This is a genomic window from Sinosporangium album (assembly GCF_900100605.1).
Lineage (GTDB): Bacteria > Actinomycetota > Actinomycetes > Streptosporangiales > Streptosporangiaceae > Sinosporangium > Sinosporangium album.
The window spans coordinates 1-15,966 of the sequence record NZ_FNCN01000029.1 but is presented as its reverse complement, the minus strand read 5'-3'; the positions used below and the strand labels follow the sequence as shown (position 1 = coordinate 15,966).

The window sequence follows — 15,966 nt, the reverse complement described above, 5'->3', positions numbered from 1 at the left end:
GTGACAGTACCACTACGGGAGGTCATCGCAACTGCTTTCCCGGAAAGGATTCAGGCGAGATCTAGGAACCGGTCAAGCACCCGCACCCCAAACTTCAACGAATCCACCGGAACCCGCTCATCTACCCCGTGGAACATGCCGGAGAAGTCCAAATCCGCAGGCAGACGCAACGGCGCGAACCCGAACCCGCGGATCCCGAGCCGGCTGAACGCCTTCAGATCCGTCCCCCCCGACAGCGTGTACGGCACAGCCCGCGCCCCCGGATCCTCCGCCGAAAGCGACGCCGCCATCGCCGCCACCAGCGGCCCGTCGAACGACGTCTCCACCGCTATGTCGTGATAGACGAACTCCCGCGTCACCTGCGGCCCGAGCAGCTCATCGACCGTCGCGAAGAACTCCTCCTCATAGCCCGGCAGGAACCGCCCGTCCACATGCGCCGTCGCCGTCTGCGGAATAACGTTCGCCTTGTAACCCGACGACAGCATCGTCGGATTGGCCGTGTTCCTGAGCACCGCCCCAATCATCCGGGCCAGCGGGCCCAGCTTCGCCACCGTGGCCTCCGCGTCACCCGCGTCGAACTCCACGTTCAACGCCGCCGACGCCTCCTCCAAGAACAGCCTCACCGTCGGCGTCAGCCGTACCGGCCACTCGTGACGCCCCAGCCGACCCACCGCCTCGGCCAACTCCGTCACCGCATTGTCCGAATTCAGCATCGACCCGTGCCCCGCCCGGCCCGTAGCCGTCAACTTCATCCACGCGATGCCCTTCTCCGCCGCCTCGATCAGATAGAGCCGCCGCGCCTCATCGATCGACACACTGAACCCGCCGACCTCCCCGATCGCCTCCGTGCACCCCTCGAACACATCCGGGTGCTTCTCAGTCAGGTATTGCGCGCCGTACGTCCCCCCGGCCTCCTCATCGGCCGTGAACACCAGCACCACATCCCTGGCCGGTCTACGCCCCTCTCTCAGCCTCTGCCGTACGACCGCCAGGACCATCGCGTCCATGTCCTTCATGTCGACCGCCCCGCGGCCCCACACGCACCCGTCCGCGACCTCCCCCGCCAGCGGATGATGCGTCCAGTCCGCCGCGTTGAACGGCACCACATCCAGATGCCCGTGCACCAGCAGCGCGTCCCGCCCCGGATCCGTCCCCTCGATCCGCGCCACCACGTTCGCCCGCCGCGCATCGCTCTCCAAGATCCGCGGCTCCAGCCCCACCTCGGCCAGCTTCCCCGCCACGTACTCCGCAGCCGCCCGCTCCCCAGGCCCCGCGTTGTCCCCGGCATTCGTCGAATCGATCCGGATCAGGTCGCGGCACAGCTCAACGACCTCGTCCTCACCCTTGAGTACGCCCATCCCCGGCTCCTTGCGCTCGTACGGCATCAGCCCCCATCCTGCCGCCGCCTCCCACCCCCGCGACACCTCCCCCAGCCACACACTCCCAGCCGCCGACCCCACAACCCCCAACACCCGCCTACGCCCCCACACCCCTGCCCACCCCCTGCTCGCACCCTGCTCGCACCCTGCTCGCACCCTGCTCACATGCTCCCCTGCCGCCGCTCGGATTTCAGGTATGAAGCACCCCCCAGAGTTTGCTAACCTTGGTTTCGCCGACGACGGAAGACGTTCCAACGTGCAGGCACCAAAGTCCGGGTGGCGGAATAGGCAGACGCGCTAGCTTGAGGTGCTAGTGCCCGTTAAGGGCATGGGGGTTCAAGTCCCCCCTCGGACACACACCGCACGCATATGTGGAGGCCAGGAACTACCTGAGCCTCCACAAGCCGTTTCTGAGGTCGATAGGGCAATTTGAGCCCGATCTTGGAGTAAAGGTCAGCCTTGTCAGCCACATCAGCTGCCCGCAGAACCGCCACAAGGTCCCCGAGCGCTGTTATCACCATGTTGATCTCCGCCTTGCTCATTCGCCGTCGCCCATGCGCCTGCCGCAGGTGCGCCTGCCCGGCCGCACGCTGTGTCTGAGTCTCCGCGATCCACTGAGCGACCAGAGCCGGGTCAACCCCCGCTTCAAGCTCGGCCCGGTGCTGGGCGAGCTTTCGGTCGCACTCGGCGAGCTTCCGACGGGCTGCCTCTGCCATGCTGGCGGACGCATCCGGCCCCTGATCGGCAAGAACCCTGACCGTCCTCTCGCGCTGCCCGGGCGCAAACACCCGCACCAGCCAGACGCCAAGGTGATCAAGCACTTCGGCCTCACGCAGATCACCACGCAGGCCTGGCACAAGCACAGCTGCGCCTGCTGCCCACTCCTCCGCGTGGACCCCGGGCAACCGGAGCCGAGTTCGAGCGGCAGGTTCTGCCAGGCGATTGCAGAGCACGTACAGGATGCCTTACAGGCACAAGCGGTCGGATACCGGTCTGGGGCCGGGCGGCCTGTCCGGTCAGGGAGGGAGAAGCGGCTCGACCACAGCCCACAGGTCGTCGTCCACGATCCACGGTCGAGTGGCCACGTCCGTTCAACGATCGATCCACCGAGCCGGTTACGCCGTGCAGTAGGGCGTCTACAAGATCGTGTTATGAGCTCATAGCATCGTCCGGCTGGCGGGTGGTCTAACGACCTATGGTTCGCCCCTCTTCTCTTCAATTGGAGGTGCATGCCTCGGCGCCGGCGGGATTCTTGTCGCTCTCGTCGCAGGCCAGGCCAGCGTGCACAGGCGTCAAGGTGGCGGGGCTGATCGACATGCGGATGATGGTCGAGATCGAGATTGAGGCGTTTCGGGGATGAGTCGCGGGTCGATTCAGCCCCTCTCTGAACGTGGACGCGCACCCAGACGCCTGCCGAGACCCGCAGGCAGACGAGGAATCCACGCCGAACCGGGAAGACCTACAAACGAGCGAGGACCAAGAGCGAGCGAGCCCACCCCCTTCGAGGGCGCGCTGACGATTGGAGTGCACATGAGCACAACATCGCGAACCACTCTAGTGATCTTGGACTGCTACACCGTTGAGCCCTCCGGATTGGGGGTTCCGCCGTACCTGTCCACCTACGCACGGGCGGCCTACGGCGCATTACGAACGGCGCACCCCCGCGCCCGGATCGCCTACCTCACGATCGACGATGTCCGTTGGTGCCTGAACGGCGGCCAGCCGCACGAGCAACCCCCGCTGTCCGACCGGCTCACCTACTCGGCCACCGCCAACCGGGAGCAAGCGCTGCAACTGCTCGGCGAAGCCGCTGTCACCGTGGTAATCGCTGGGGATGCCGTTCCTTCGGTGCATCTGCAGGCGCAGAACGGCTCCGTTGAGGAGATCGCCCGGGCGCTGGCGTGTACGCGCGGACGCCGGGTGCTGCTCGGCCCCCTCGCCAACTACGCGCTGGCCGACCCCGCGGCCTACGGCGGGATGTTCGACGCCGTCCACACCCACACGCTCACGTCGGCCGATCTCACCGAGGGGACCCGCCAGGCCGCGCCCTACGACCGGCTGGCCGCCGACCGTGGCGATTACCACGGCCTGATCGACCAGTTGAGTTGGACGCCGGTCGCCGAGATCGAACTGTACCGGGGCTGCACGCGGCGCCGATTCTGCGACTTCTGCAACGAGCCCGTCAAGGCTCCCGTGGTGAACTTCCGGACGGTCGAAGACGTCCTCGGGGAGGTGGCCCTCCTATACGGTGCCGGGTTACGGCACTTCAGGCTCGGGCAGCAGACCTGCTTCTTCTCGTACATGAACCGCGATGTCGCAACGATCGAGAAGCTGCTGGCCGAGATCCGGAATTCGGCGGCCCCCGACCTGATGGCGCTGCACATCGACAACGCCGATCCGCTCGCTGTGGCCTCACCCTCGGGCGCGAAGATCGCCCACCTGGTCGCCACGTACTGCACCGAGGGAAACTGCGCACCAATGGGCATCGAGTCCTTCGATCCCGCCGTCATCAAGCGCAACGTCCTCACCTGCACCCCGGACATTCTCCGCCGCGCCGTCGAGCACGTGAACCAGGCGGGCGCGCACGTCGGACCCGGCGGGCTGAGCATGCTGCTGCCTGGCCTCAACCTGATCTATGGCCTTCCCGGAGAAAGCCACCGCACCCACTACGAGAATCTGGCCGGGCTGGTCCGCATCCTCGACGCCGGGCTGCTGTGCCACCGGATCAACGTACGGCAAGCCCGCGCCTACCCCGGCACGCCACTGGCCGCCATGCAGGAGCGGGAGCCGCTACCTTCGGTCGAGCATTTCACGAGCTGGAAAGCGGACATTGACAACATCTTCGACCAGCCGATGAAACAGCGGGTCTACCCCATCGGGCGCAAGATCACCTCACTGCACTCCTTTTTCGTCACCAGCCGCGGCACCTGGCACCGAAGACTCGGGTCCTACCCCATCCAGGTCGTGGAGCGCGACACCGCCCGGCCGCTGTACGGCGCCGCGGACATGACCATCACCGACCATGCACCCCGCTACGTCTACGGAGAGCGGGATGACGCTTCAACAGGCACTTGATCTGTCGGTCACGAACCCGCGATCTCCTGAGCACATCGGCGTCCTTGTGCCCTGGGCCAACGTCGTCGTGGAGACCGAGCTGCCCCAATGGGGGCGCGGCCGGATGGTGTGGCACTACGCCCGGCTCGTACCCGCGCACGGCGGGACCGCTCTGGATGAGGACTTCCTGTCCGGGCTGGTCGAGGCAGTCCCCGAAACGCTTCACCAGCTCTCCCGGCTATCGCTCGATCGGGTGTACCTGGCGTGCACCTCGGCGGCCTTCACCCGGCTCGACCGCCTCGCCGAGGTCACGGCAGGCTCACCGGTGCGCGTGGTGAGCGCGTTCGAGGCGATCCTGGCGCAACTGCGCGCGTACGGCGTTCAGAAGATCGCGCTGGCTACGCCATACCCGCGCGAGGTCACCGAGGCCGAGGTCACCCAGTTCGCCGAGCGAGATGTCATCGTCACTGGCTCGGTAAGCCTTGGCCTTGCTGACAGGTACGCCGAGGTCTCCGTCCACGAGCAGGTTGCGTTGGTGGATCAATTGGGCAAGGAGGCGCTACAGCACGCGGACGCGGTCGTACTTTCGTGTACGGGCTGGCCCACCCGCGCCGCCATCAAGATGCTGCGGCGCCGACTGGGGCGGCTCGTGACCTCCTCAAACGCCGCCATCGCCCTGCACGCCCTTCAGGAGCGCCCGTGACCTCATCCGAACTTACCCCCCGCTTGTACAACCTTGTATCCGTCGCGAGCGCGCAGGAGGCGGTGAAGACGGCGGTGGAGGCCAACCACGACAACAACCAGTGGTGGCCGCTGCACGTGGACGACTGGCGGGTGCGGATGCTGGTGGCCGGGTGGAGCACTCGCGTGTCCTACGCCATGGTGGACATCTACGCCGAGGTGGTGAAGAAGGCCGACGCCTACGGCTGGGACGCCCTCACCAGCTTCAACGATCAGGAGATCATTGAGCTGGTCCGCCCTGTCGGCTTGGCCGACGCTCGCCTGCGCTACTTGCGGTCGCTGGAGAGCTTCGTGACCGCCTCAGCGGCGCGTGGCCGGCTTCCCCTTACCATGCCGGTCGATGACTTCATCGAGGCTTTCGCCGCCGAGGTGAGCGGCGCCTCGTACAAGGTTGCTCAATGCGCCGCCCTCTACGCCCGCGGCTACCACTGCGGAGTCATGCCCGTCGACTCCGGCATGCTCAGCAGACTTGCTCCGCTGCTCGGCATGGACGTGGGCAGAAGGCCGCTGGCCCACGAGCGGATGCGGCAGGCTCTGGAAAGCTGTGCCGCTGCCGACTCCTCCCGCTACCACGCCCTCATCACCGAACGAGGGCACCGGGTCACCATCCCCGCCCAGGCCGCGCCAACCTGGTGGCTGCACCTGGTCTTGATCTACTTCAAGCGGCTGTTCCTCAACCCTCCGGCCAGCCCGAAACTGTGCGGTCAACAACCCGTCTGCCCGGCCCTCCTCAACTGCGACCACTCTGGCGGAGGGTAAGGCGGTAGTGACCGGTCTTGGAGTCATCGGCAACATCTCCATCGACACCGCCCACTATCCGGATGGCCGCTCGCATGTCCTGCTCGGCGGCGCCGCGCTCTACGTCTCCCTGGCTGCCGCCCAAGCCGGTGCCCTCGTACGGCCGGTCGCAGCCGTGGGCGACGAACTCGCCCACTTACCTGCTGCCTCATGGCCCGAGACTCTCGACCTGACCCATGTGGCCAGGGTCGCTGGGCCGTCCTGCCGATTCGAGATCACCTACGGCGCGGATGGGCAGGTCGTGGGGATCACCACCGCTTATGGCGTCGCTGCGGGTGTCACCGCTCATGCGCTGGCCGCCCTCGGCCAGTCGGACTGCGACCGCTGGCACGTGTGCTGCCGCCGCCCTCTGGACGTCGGCCAGGTCCTGGGACGGCTCATGAGCGAAGGGCGGCCGTTCAGCCTCGACTTCCACCTTGCCTCCGCCTCTGAGCAGATCAGCGCCGCCAAGGCAGCTCTGCCGTATGCCGAAGTGGTCTTCGTCAACGCGGCCGAGTACCGGCTGCTGAGCGAGCTCGTGGCCGTTTCGGAGCTTGCGACCGTGGTCGTGTCCGATGGACCCCGCAAGGTGGCTCTGTTGCGCCACGGCCGATGCACCAGCACCCACATGCCGAGCCCCGGCCCCGTGGTCGAGGTGACAGGCGCCGGAGACACCCTGGCGGGCACATTCCTCGCCGAGACCCTCCACGGTGCATCCGAGTCCAACGCGCTGGCAGCGGCCGTGACTGCAGCCACCCAGCAGGCTCGTCACCCAGCTCTGCCCTATGACCCCCCATAAAACCGCAGGAAGGCCCCGCCTTGGCGCTCTACTACGTGGCCCATCGCCTGTTCGCCGCCCACGACCGCTCTCTGGGCGCCTACGTCGCTCACCACCTCGCCCGCCGCTTCGGACAAGACGCCGTGTTCCTGCCCTTCTGCGACACCGACGAGGAGAACCTCGACGATCCCCGCAAGGGGCAACGCCTGTTCGACCTGGACCGCGAACGCCTCACCCGGATCGACGCCATGGTAGCGATCCTGCACGGCCCGAGCCTTGACGACGGCGTCTGCATGGAGATCGGCTACGCCGCCAGCCGAGGCGTACCCGTTGTGGTGATCACCACCGACTTCCAGGTCTACGGCCCCACCGCCGACGCCGCACTGCACCTGCCGTTCCCCGACCCGCTTCTCCACCACGTGGCCAGCCAGATCATCGCCGTGCCACAGCTCGGCCCGCCCACCAGCATAGGCGACCGGTTCGAGCGCTTCCTCGGCCAGAATCTCCACGCCATCACTCAAGCAGCCACCGAAGCCGCGGACGCTCTCTCACGCCGGCCTACGCCCGGCCCCGCCCTACAGCCCGCCAACATTCACGGGCAGCGGCGGGCCTACCTGGAGCCCTCCCCGTACGGCGGCGACGGCTGGACCGCCAGAGTCTCTGATGCCCTCCACGCCCGTGGTTTCACCACCCACCGAGCCGGACGCCTCGCCACGGCCACCGATCCCACCCGGGCGGCCTTGACCGACTGGACCGCCTTGGGCCAGGCCAACCTAGCCGTGGTGGACCTCCGAGGCCCCGAGACGCCCCCAGGCGCGGCACTGATCGTCGGCGCCTGCGCGGCAACCGGCCGCCCTGTCTACGCACCAGAGCCCGGCTGCTGGTGGACCTTCGCCCACGGCCGCGAACCGAACTACCGCAACCTGATGATCCAGTACGGACTGACCGCCACCTTCAGCGACCTCGTCGAACTCGCCAAACACCTGGAGGGCTGATGACACCCGACCTCGCAACATGGGCCGACCGCTACGAGGTCATCGTCCTGGAAGGGGGCGACGGCGTCGGCAAGACCACCCATGCCACAGCGCTCGCCGCCACATACGGCTACCAGCGGATCCATGCCACCCGCACTCCCGAGGGAGTCGACCTCTTCGAGCGTCATCGAACCGTCCTGGCCTTACCCGGGCGCCTGGTCCTGGACCGCAGCTTCGTCAGCGAACTGGTCTACGGCCCCCTCCTGTACGGCCACGCGCGCCTGACGTCGTCCCAGGCGGCCGAGCTGGCGGGCATGGTGACAGCTCGCCGGGGCGTCCTCATCCACCTCACAGCCAGACCCGAACAGATCCGCGCCCGCCTCCTCGCCCGCGACGGGACAGCGCCCACCCTCGACCAGCTTCACAGGCTCACATCCCGCTATCTCACCGTCTTCGCCGACCTGGCCAGACACGCAACGGTTCTCACCGTGGCCAACGTCGAAGCTGCGTGAGGTGTCCTACTGGAGGAGGCATTCCCCTGACTCGAAGGCGCCTCGGCCGCTAGGCTCGCAGCCGTCCGTCATCCTCAGGGAGCACACGAGGCTCCAAGGCCACAGGAGTATCGGATGCACCTCCGAGAAGTCCAGAAGCGGGCCTGGGAGAACAAGCTGGCCAAGGGGTTCAACACCACCGACCTGCCCTTGGAGTTCGCCCTGACCCACGCCGAGCTGTCAGAGGCGTTCGAGGCCGCCCGCAAGCACCCCGACACACTCGGTGAGGAACTCGCCGATGTCCTGATCTTTCTGGCGAGCATTGCGGAAATGGCAGGCGTCGATCTGGATTCGGCGGTCGAGGCGAAAATGGCGAAGAACGTGACACGCCGCTACGAGCGCAGTGCCACCGGCACCCTGACCAAGGTGGTGGAGGGGCCTCACAGCTCAACTCAAGCCACTCCCTGAACCCGCCTATCGGGCCTATTCCCCAGGTCAGAGCCCACCTATGAGGATAGGCGGGGCGTCTACTGGGTAGACCCCCGCCTATGGCTAGACCTGGGTCAGACTTCTGGGCGCGTTCCAGACCGGAGCATTGAAGATCGAGGGCCCGTCAGCTAAGCCTGATGCGGTGTACTGCGCAAAGCGGATGGCTGGGGCCGCCATCCCATGTGCGCGCGGTGACATTCCCCCCTCGGACACCAGCAGATACCTCAGTTGATCTGGGGTTTTTCTGTTTCTCAGGCTGTGACGTGACCAACCACGTGACCAACAGCCGAGCGAACTTCCTGGTCAGACCAGGGATGACAGGCCGAGACGGCTGGCGCTGGAAGCGGCCAGCTTCTTGGCTCCCTCAGCGCGGCGCCTGCCGTACCGCGCCATGGTGTAGCCCGGCGAGTGGTGCCGGGCGTTGGCCGAGACCTCTACCGGGTTCTCGTGGTTGTCGAGATCGTTCGTGATCTTCGACGCCCGCCAGTCGTGCAGCCGGAAGTTGTCCGGCAGGTGCAGACGGTTGCGTGCCGTCCGCCAGCGGGCCGACACCTTCTCGGGGTCCTGCGGTCCGCCTGCCTCGCCCCGGTACAGCTTGAAGCCGTCACGGGCGAACACGAGGTCATGGTCCACCCAGAGATCCCCGAGCCGTTCCCGCTCCGCGTCCTGGCGTTCCTTCTGCCACTTGAGGACGTTCATCAGGGCTTGGTCCACGTGGATGATCGCGTTGTCGTCTCCGTCCTTGGTGAGCTTGCGCAGCCGGTAGGTGTTGCCTTCCTCGACCACGACCCAGGCCAGTTCGATGGCGCACTCATCCCAGTGGATGAGCGACCACTTCCACCCCAGCACTTCGCTACGGCGGCATGAGGTGGCCGCGTAGGCGGTCCACAGTGGGGCGCCCCGGAGGCAGTGGTGGGTCAGCCCGCCGTCGCATGCCCGGTTGCCGCACGGCTTCCATATCTCCTTGAGGAAGTGCGCCGTCTCGTGATCGTTGAGGGTCGGGAAGTCCGGCTGTGCCGCCTTGATCTGCCGTTCCGTGGGCGGGTTGGCAGTGTGGGCCGGGTTGACCGCGAGGAGCTTCCTCGGTCCGGTCACAGAGTCCAGCGCAGCCGAGATGATGTTGTGGATGTGGCGGACACTCTTGGGGCCGAGCGGCTTGTTGCCGTTGGCCTCGATGGGCGTGGCCTCCAAGAGCCGGTACAGCTCGTCGAGCCGCTCGTCCGTCACCTCCACCACCTTGACCTTGCCTATGTGCGGCTTGATGTGCAGCCGGATCTTCGGCTCGTACCCCTCCCTCGTGGTGTCCTCGCCCCGATGCTTGGCAAGCCACCCGTCCATAAGCTGCCCCATGGTCATGTCGGAGCGGGGCGTGAGCGTGCCCGCCTCGTGGTCGGTGTGCCACTTACACAGCGCCCGTTCCGCCTCGGTCTTGTTCTTGTACTCCCGGCCTATCCATTGACATCCTCTCCGCCCTAAAGGACGGAGATTCCCGCCTGCCGCGTGGGCTTCGGGTGGGTTACTGCTTCGCCGCGCTGCGCCGGAACAGGTTCCGGTCTTATCTGCTCCTCCAGGCATGCGACACGGGCGGGGAACAGGCGCGCGGCCCAGCGGACCGACCGGACTGCCAGACTGGCGTGCGCCCGGGTCGGGCGAGGGAGGTCGCGGCCCGCTTCCGCCAGCCGTACCAGGCGACCGAAGCGCGTGCGCCCTCGTCCCAGATGGCGCGTTGCGAGGGTGCCCGCGAGAAGCACGCTTGCCGCGATGCGCCATGACCATGGGGGCGGTTCCTGAGCGTCCAGCCGAGCGGATGACTCACTCGTCCCCCATGAGGTTTCCGAGGGACGGACTGTGAAGGGGGCTGGTGCTTCGCTGTGTTCCAGGCAGTCGAGCCAGCGCGAGAGGGAATCGCCGGTAAGGACCACGGTTGTTCCGGTCCGGTAGTTGACAACTACGCCCGCCGCTCCGGTCAGTGCGGTACGGGTGTGACGGCTCGGAGCGGGGACGTTCACGGCCTGTCCTCCCAGCGGACTCGTTCGGTCGCGGTGTCGCTGACACGTAGCCATAGCTCGGTGCCGAGCAGCGGTTCGAGTAGTCCCCAGGGAACGTCCACTCCGAGCACGGCGCGCCGGAGAAGCGAGCGGAGGACTGCCGGGCGTACAAGTCCGAGGTCCGCCAGGTGCCCGTCTGCCAGCTCCAGGACGTTCTCCTGGTTAGCGCGTAGGCCGTGGTGGTGGTCCACCGCGAACAGCCCTTTGGAGCCGCGCCGCACAACCTCCCCGGGCAGGAGGCCCACGACCGCATCGGTAAGCAGCGGCTTGTATCGGCGGGCCGACCATCGGTCCGAGGCGGGGACCGACATCACCGCTTCCAGAACCCTGGCATCCGTGTACGGGTTGTGCATCTCGATGCCGTACGCGGCGGCAAGCTGGTTCTCCGTCGCGGCGGTACGACCGACGTACCGTGCTTCGGCGAGAAGGTGACGGTCGGCGTAGCCCAAGCCGTCAACGCCCGTCTCCGGCGAGATGACCGACTCGGCCAGGGCGGTCGCCTGGCGGGTGAGCCAGGGCTTCGGGAGCGCTACGCCTGCCAGCCGATCGGGCGCGCTCCAGGCCGCCGCCACGGCAGGCCAGGGGCTCGAACGGTAGAGGCGGCCCCACGCGCGAGCATCACGCGCCAGACGGACAAGGCGGCCGGAGCGGGCAAGGTCTGCCAGGTGGACCGGAGGCGGCATGAACAGGGTGTCACCACCATCCCCGGTCAGGTGCACGAAAGCACCCTCCTCCGACAGTAGGGCGAACTCGTGGCAGAGCTGGGCGACGGTCACGGCGGACGGTGCCGGCTCGTCGGTCAGCACCAAGGCGTCCAGGTCGGTGAACGGAAGGTGTTCGCGACCCAGGGCCATGAATCGGTGGCGGATGGAGGGGAACGCACGGGCCACTGTGCGCGCGTGGTCCACATCTCCACCCGACTCCCGGCCCTTGGGGTGGAAGGTGACTCCCAGGACTGGCCCGCACTGCGCGGCATAGGCCGCGAGCGCCGCCGGGCGTCAGGCCCCGTAGGGCGAGCGCTTGTTCTCCACGCTGGAGTTGGTGTTGCCCTTCGTCAGGCGCGTCGCGTCCTCCAGGGTCACGACCTCCTCCTCCGGCTCGGTGTCGAGCTGAGAGCGGTTCTCCATGATGTTCACCTCCGTCCGAAATCCGTAGGGCGTGGAGGGGGGCGTCCCCGCCACGGTGGTACGACCTCCCGGTGCGAGTGGTGCGGCCCGGGAGGAGCGTGGGCCGGATCGCTTGATGATCCGCGCAGGTCCCCTCAGCCGGTCGTTTCCTGGTCCGGTACCGACCGGTCGGCCAGGGGCGACATGAGGTCTTCCAGTTCGCTGTGCTGGGTCACGGTGACGCCGAGGAGGAACAGAGCCAGGACGTGGCCCAACACCCAGGTGGCGGTCAGCGCCGATCCGATGGGGTCGTGCGGCTCCCCACGATGCCGACCCCTGGTCCCACCCGAACCAAGGTTCACGCCCTTCTCCGCTGCCATGTCCGCACCCCTCCGCGGGTTCACCACCGTGCCCGTTTGCGACAACCCCAAGAAAAGCGGAGGGAGTCCAAGCGCTCCACGGCATCAATGCGGCACTCTTGATGCACCTCCGTGCACGGGGACGCCGCAGGTTCAGGTCAGGGGAAGAGGCCTCATGGGACTGGCGGAACGACGCAAGGCCCTGGGCTACAGTCAGGAGAAGTTGGCCGAGTTACTCGGGGTGGACCGCACCACGGTCGGGCGCTGGGAGAGCGGCAGGATCAAACCCCAGCCACCGCAGCGACGGGGCTTGTCCATCGCCCTCGAAGTCACTCTCGCCGAGCTTGACGCCCTCCTGATGCAGCCACGAGCAGCCAGTCAGGAGGCCACAGGGCACCAGTCCAGTGACCATCCAGGCGCGGGAGACCCCGACGAAATGATCCGCCGCGAATTCCTCCGCATCCTCACCGTCAGCGGAGCCCTTACCGCCCTGCCGTTGGAGGAGGTGGAAGCCCTTACCGACGGAGTACGCAGGGGCGCACCCGCCGACTTCGCGAGGATGAACAGCCACCTGCGGCAGGTCTACCAGCTAGCCCGCTCCAAAGGCTCCGTCTACCCCATCGTTCGCGACCAGCTCTCGACACTGAACGAAGCCCTGGCCGACACCCGAGGCAACTCCCGCCCTCTCCTCAACGCGGCGGCCGACCTCTTCCAGCTCGCCGGAGAAGTCGCCTTCGATGCCAACCGATACTCCGACGCAGCGGCGTCCTACTCCCTGGCGGCATCCGTCAGCAAGGACGCCCGAGCCTTCGACCTGTGGGCATGTTCCCTCGTCCGGCACGCCTACGTGGACGTGTACGAGCACCGGTACGAGGAGGCGGCGCAGATCCTCGGAGCGGCGGAGAGACTGGCTCAGCGAGGAGACAGCAGCCTCGCCACCCGCCATTGGGTCGCCGCTGTCCAGGCCGAGGCGTACGCCGGCATGGGCGACCTGGCCTCGTGTGAGCGCGCACTGGACGAGGCCGAGCGGGTGTTGGAACTGGGCACGGACAGCACCAACGGGGGCTGGCTGCGCTTCGACGGCACGCGGTTGGCCGAGGAACGGGGAGCGCGCTACGTACAGCTTGGCCGCCTCGACCTGGCAGAAGAGACCTTGAAGCAGGCATTGGCCCAGACCGCCCTTGCCTCCGGGCAGTCGTACCGGCGCAGGGGCGCCGTGCTGGCCGACCTTGCCGCCGTCGGGGCGAAGCGGCGTGACCCCGAACAGGTCGTCGCGTACGGGCGGGAAGCCATCCAGTTGGCCCAAGCGTCGTCGTCCGGGTACGTCGCCCGTAGACTCCAAGCCCTGTGTGATGAGTTCGGCCCCCTGAGCAGGGACTGCCGGGTAGCGGAGCTGGGGGCGGATATCGCCACGCTGAGCACGCCGTGACGAGAGGGGTTGGCATTTCGCAGATCGAAGGCGCACGAGTGTTCCGGGAAGCCTGGATCGAAGGAGTGCACCGCCACTTCCCAGGGGAGCCCAAGCCCGGGTATGTCGCTCCGTGGGAGGACACGCCACAGTGGGAGCGTGAGGCCGCTGATGCGGTCTACGAACAGGTCCGCCAGTTCATCGAGCTCAGCGACGGCCATACGTCCAAGCTGTCTCGGGAGCAGAAGGGCCGGTTCGTGGCTGTGTGCTGGACAGCGCAGATGTTCAAGCACTTCGAGGACCCCAAGCCGGGGTACGTCGCCGACTGGCCCGACCTCCCGGCATGGCAGCAGGAGACCGACGCCGACATCTTCGAGGTCATCGAAAAGTCTTGATCAGGGCCAAGGTCGGATGGTTGGTCACGTGACCAACAGCGGCCCGAAAGGGCCTGAAACAGTGGGAAAGAACAGGGGAAACGCCCGCCGAAATCAAGCCTGTTGACGGGCGTTTCCCCAGGTTTGTGGGCTGGCGCGCGAGAGGAGAGTTCAAGTTCCCCCTCGGACACACACCGCACGCACATGTGGGGGCTCCGGTTCGATCCGGGCCTCCACATATTGCTTTTCGGGGTAATACGTGAGCGTCAACCCGAGCTGCGCGTAAAGATCGGCCTTGTCCTGCCCGTCTGCGGCATTGATCATTTCCACGAGATCCCCGGCATGCTCAAGCATCCCGCCGATCTCCTTCTCCGTGACCTGCCGAACGGCGGGAACCGCCCGCAGCTCCCCCTCCAGCCTCGCGCGTTCCCCCTTCGCCTCGTTGATCCAACCGCTCACCTCCACCGGATCGCCCCCGGCATCGAGGGCCGCGCGATACCGGTTGATCTTCCGATCGCACTGCGCCAAGCGCTTCCGCAGATCGACCCGCGCGGCCTCACCCGGATCACGCGCCTGCTCGGCCATCGCAGCGATCGTCCTCTCCAGCGACTCGGGCCGGAACACCTCCGCCAGCCAGCCGTCCACCTCGCTGATGATCTCCGCCTCTCGCAGGTAGACCACCTTCGGATGGTCGAGTTGGTTGACAAGGGCGTACTCCCTGGGGAACAGGCACCGGGAGTACGGCTGCTTGTTGTTCCAGTTGCCCTGCATGCGGCGCTGGCAGTAACCGCAGAACAGAATTCCCCGGAAGGCGTAGAGGTGCGGGCGCTGGCTGTATTCACCGTTCGCCCGTCTGCTCACGAAGCTCAAAGACCATTCGAACCGCACGGTCACGCAGTTCAGAGCTGTACTTCCTCGGTGGTGCCATAGCTCCTCACCCTTCCAGGTTCAGGAGCCTCCAACCAACCCGGGGTGATCCAGCCCGCCGGAGTCCCGGGGAGCGTGCCGACAGCGGCATTACGGACGATGGCTGCTCGTCACCGGCTTCCGTTCCAACACCGACATCGCCGTCTACCTCATCGACCACACCCACGTCATGACCACGACAACAGCCGACCAGCGCGATCGGCTTCAGGTCGGATAATGCACTAACGGTGGCCCTACGGGGGCGCCGGAGAGTTCCAGCAGTGAGATCCTGCCCCGCAGACCTCACCCCCAAGGCATCCCCCCGCACACCCTCCACGTACGAGCGGAAGGGTGGTCGCGTTACTGAACGGCAATGCCTATGCGCCCCCAAGGCTGAAGAGGGGTAGCGAGACCAAATCAGCCCACTCGGCATTCTTGCTGTCACCGCACCGCAGAAGCATCAAGCACCACGGGGCAACGCGAGACGATGGCGCAATTCCTCTGCTGGAACGAGTGTGCGTGGCACCAAAGCCAGGACGTCCCCAGCTCCTCCCCGGATATACGGGTTGGACAGCTCCGGCGCGGGCAGCGCCTTGACAACTTCCAGCGCCTGCTCCGCACCGTCCTGCACCTCGCCTTTGCTGACGGCGACTTGTGCCCGGGAAAGCTCCACAATGGCTACCTGCACCGTGAGCCGAGCACCTACCGGCGACTTCGGCAACTCGTTGAGCAGGTCACGTCCAGCGGAGTGGTGTAAGAGCTGATCTCCGCGTGATCCTTCCAGCAGGTTAAGCGGTAAGCGTCTGCGGGAGCGGATACTGAGCGGCCGTGTCGCCGCCGACAACCCGCAGGCGGGCCTTGGCCAGGATGTCCAGCCCCATGTAGCGCCGCCCCTCGATCCACTCGTCGGTCTGCTCGGCCAGAACCGCACCCACCAGACGCACGACCGCAGCACGGTCCGGGAAGATGCCCACCACATCGGTGCGGCGCCTGATCTCCTTGTTCAGCCGCTCCTGAGGATTGTTGGACCAGATCTGCCGCCAGGTCTCACGGGGAAAAGCGGCGAACGCCAACAGCTCCTC

Annotated in this window: 16 protein-coding genes, 1 tRNA gene and 1 pseudogene; 10 read left to right on the top strand and 8 right to left on the bottom strand. The window is 66.8% G+C overall.

Annotated elements, in window-relative coordinates:
- Positions 1-50 precede the first annotated feature (50 nt).
- Positions 51-1,358 carry a M20/M25/M40 family metallo-hydrolase gene (locus BLQ73_RS23875; protein ID WP_093173641.1) on the bottom strand — a complete coding sequence of 436 codons (1,308 nt, stop codon included), beginning with the start codon at positions 1,356-1,358 and terminating at the stop codon, positions 51-53.
- Between the two features lie 291 nt (positions 1,359-1,649).
- Here BLQ73_RS23875 and BLQ73_RS23870 point away from each other — a divergent pair.
- The 8 genes from BLQ73_RS23870 (at position 1,650) to BLQ73_RS23830 (ending at position 8,662) form a co-directional block, all read left to right on the top strand.
- Positions 1,650-1,734 (top strand) — tRNA-Leu (locus BLQ73_RS23870).
- A gap of 1,175 nt (positions 1,735-2,909) precedes the next feature.
- Positions 2,910-4,454, top strand: coding sequence for a radical SAM protein (locus BLQ73_RS23860; protein ID WP_093173557.1), 1,545 nt, complete (start codon positions 2,910-2,912; stop codon positions 4,452-4,454).
- The gene (locus BLQ73_RS23855) at positions 4,432-5,136 is read left to right on the top strand and encodes an aspartate racemase/maleate isomerase family protein (RefSeq protein WP_093173555.1); all 705 of its coding nucleotides are present in this window, start codon (positions 4,432-4,434) and stop codon (positions 5,134-5,136) included. The genes BLQ73_RS23860 and BLQ73_RS23855 overlap by 23 nt, the downstream gene beginning before the upstream one ends.
- The gene (locus tag BLQ73_RS23850; protein ID WP_093173553.1) at positions 5,133-5,933 is read left to right on the top strand and encodes a hypothetical protein; all 801 of its coding nucleotides are present in this window, start codon (positions 5,133-5,135) and stop codon (positions 5,931-5,933) included. Before BLQ73_RS23855 ends, BLQ73_RS23850 begins: the two co-directional genes overlap by 4 nt.
- Positions 5,934-5,940: 7 nt before the next feature.
- Positions 5,941-6,750 carry a carbohydrate kinase family protein gene (locus BLQ73_RS23845; protein WP_176955633.1) on the top strand — a complete coding sequence of 270 codons (810 nt, stop codon included), beginning with the start codon at positions 5,941-5,943 and terminating at the stop codon, positions 6,748-6,750.
- Positions 6,751-6,770: 20 nt separating this feature from the next.
- Positions 6,771-7,724, top strand: a complete 954-nt coding sequence (locus BLQ73_RS23840) for a nucleoside 2-deoxyribosyltransferase (protein WP_093173548.1) — start codon at positions 6,771-6,773, stop codon at positions 7,722-7,724.
- Positions 7,724-8,215, top strand: coding sequence for a hypothetical protein (locus BLQ73_RS23835; protein ID WP_093173546.1), 492 nt, complete (start codon positions 7,724-7,726; stop codon positions 8,213-8,215). Before BLQ73_RS23840 ends, BLQ73_RS23835 begins: the two co-directional genes overlap by 1 nt.
- A 114-nt stretch (positions 8,216-8,329) precedes the next feature.
- Positions 8,330-8,662 (top strand): MazG nucleotide pyrophosphohydrolase domain-containing protein, encoded by a 333-nt coding sequence (locus BLQ73_RS23830; protein WP_093173544.1) that lies wholly within the window; start codon positions 8,330-8,332, stop codon positions 8,660-8,662.
- A 324-nt stretch (positions 8,663-8,986) separates the two neighbouring features.
- Here BLQ73_RS23830 and BLQ73_RS33555 read toward each other — a convergent pair whose 3' ends face one another.
- The 4 genes and pseudogenes from BLQ73_RS33555 to BLQ73_RS32715 form a co-directional block, all read right to left on the bottom strand.
- Positions 8,987-10,021: a site-specific integrase gene (locus tag BLQ73_RS33555; protein WP_218125991.1), complete on the bottom strand. Its 1,035-nt coding sequence runs from the start codon at positions 10,019-10,021 to the stop codon at positions 8,987-8,989.
- 667 nt (positions 10,022-10,688) lie between these two features.
- Positions 10,689-11,708: pseudogene (locus tag BLQ73_RS23820) on the bottom strand (albusnodin/ikarugamycin family macrolactam cyclase); the annotation flags it as partial.
- A gap of 21 nt (positions 11,709-11,729) precedes the next feature.
- On the bottom strand, positions 11,730-11,858 hold the full coding sequence (locus tag BLQ73_RS32720; RefSeq protein WP_107408137.1) for an albusnodin family lasso peptide: 129 nt from the start codon (positions 11,856-11,858) through the stop codon (positions 11,730-11,732).
- A gap of 134 nt (positions 11,859-11,992) precedes the next feature.
- Complete coding sequence (locus BLQ73_RS32715; RefSeq protein WP_093173540.1) at positions 11,993-12,217, bottom strand: hypothetical protein; 225 nt, start codon at positions 12,215-12,217, stop codon at positions 11,993-11,995.
- Positions 12,218-12,371: 154 nt separating this feature from the next.
- On the opposite strand from BLQ73_RS32715, the gene BLQ73_RS23810 reads away from it, so the two are divergent.
- Complete coding sequence (locus BLQ73_RS23810; RefSeq protein ID WP_093173538.1) at positions 12,372-13,625, top strand: helix-turn-helix transcriptional regulator; 1,254 nt, start codon at positions 12,372-12,374, stop codon at positions 13,623-13,625.
- Entirely contained in the window at positions 13,622-13,999 is a 378-nt protein-coding gene (locus tag BLQ73_RS23805) for a hypothetical protein (protein ID WP_245691329.1), read from the top strand. The genes BLQ73_RS23810 and BLQ73_RS23805 overlap by 4 nt, the downstream gene beginning before the upstream one ends.
- Before the next feature lie 150 nt (positions 14,000-14,149).
- Here BLQ73_RS23805 and BLQ73_RS23800 read toward each other — a convergent pair whose 3' ends face one another.
- The 3 genes from BLQ73_RS23800 to BLQ73_RS23790 all read right to left on the bottom strand — a co-directional run.
- Positions 14,150-14,839 (bottom strand): recombinase zinc ribbon domain-containing protein, encoded by a 690-nt coding sequence (locus BLQ73_RS23800; protein WP_143020404.1) that lies wholly within the window; start codon positions 14,837-14,839, stop codon positions 14,150-14,152.
- Positions 14,840-15,344: 505 nt separating this feature from the next.
- Positions 15,345-15,572 (bottom strand): hypothetical protein, encoded by a 228-nt coding sequence (locus BLQ73_RS31645; RefSeq protein ID WP_143020403.1) that lies wholly within the window; start codon positions 15,570-15,572, stop codon positions 15,345-15,347.
- Between the two features lie 100 nt (positions 15,573-15,672).
- The coding region (locus tag BLQ73_RS23790) for a transposase (RefSeq protein WP_176955632.1) at positions 15,673-15,966 on the bottom strand (294 nt) is incomplete at its 5' end.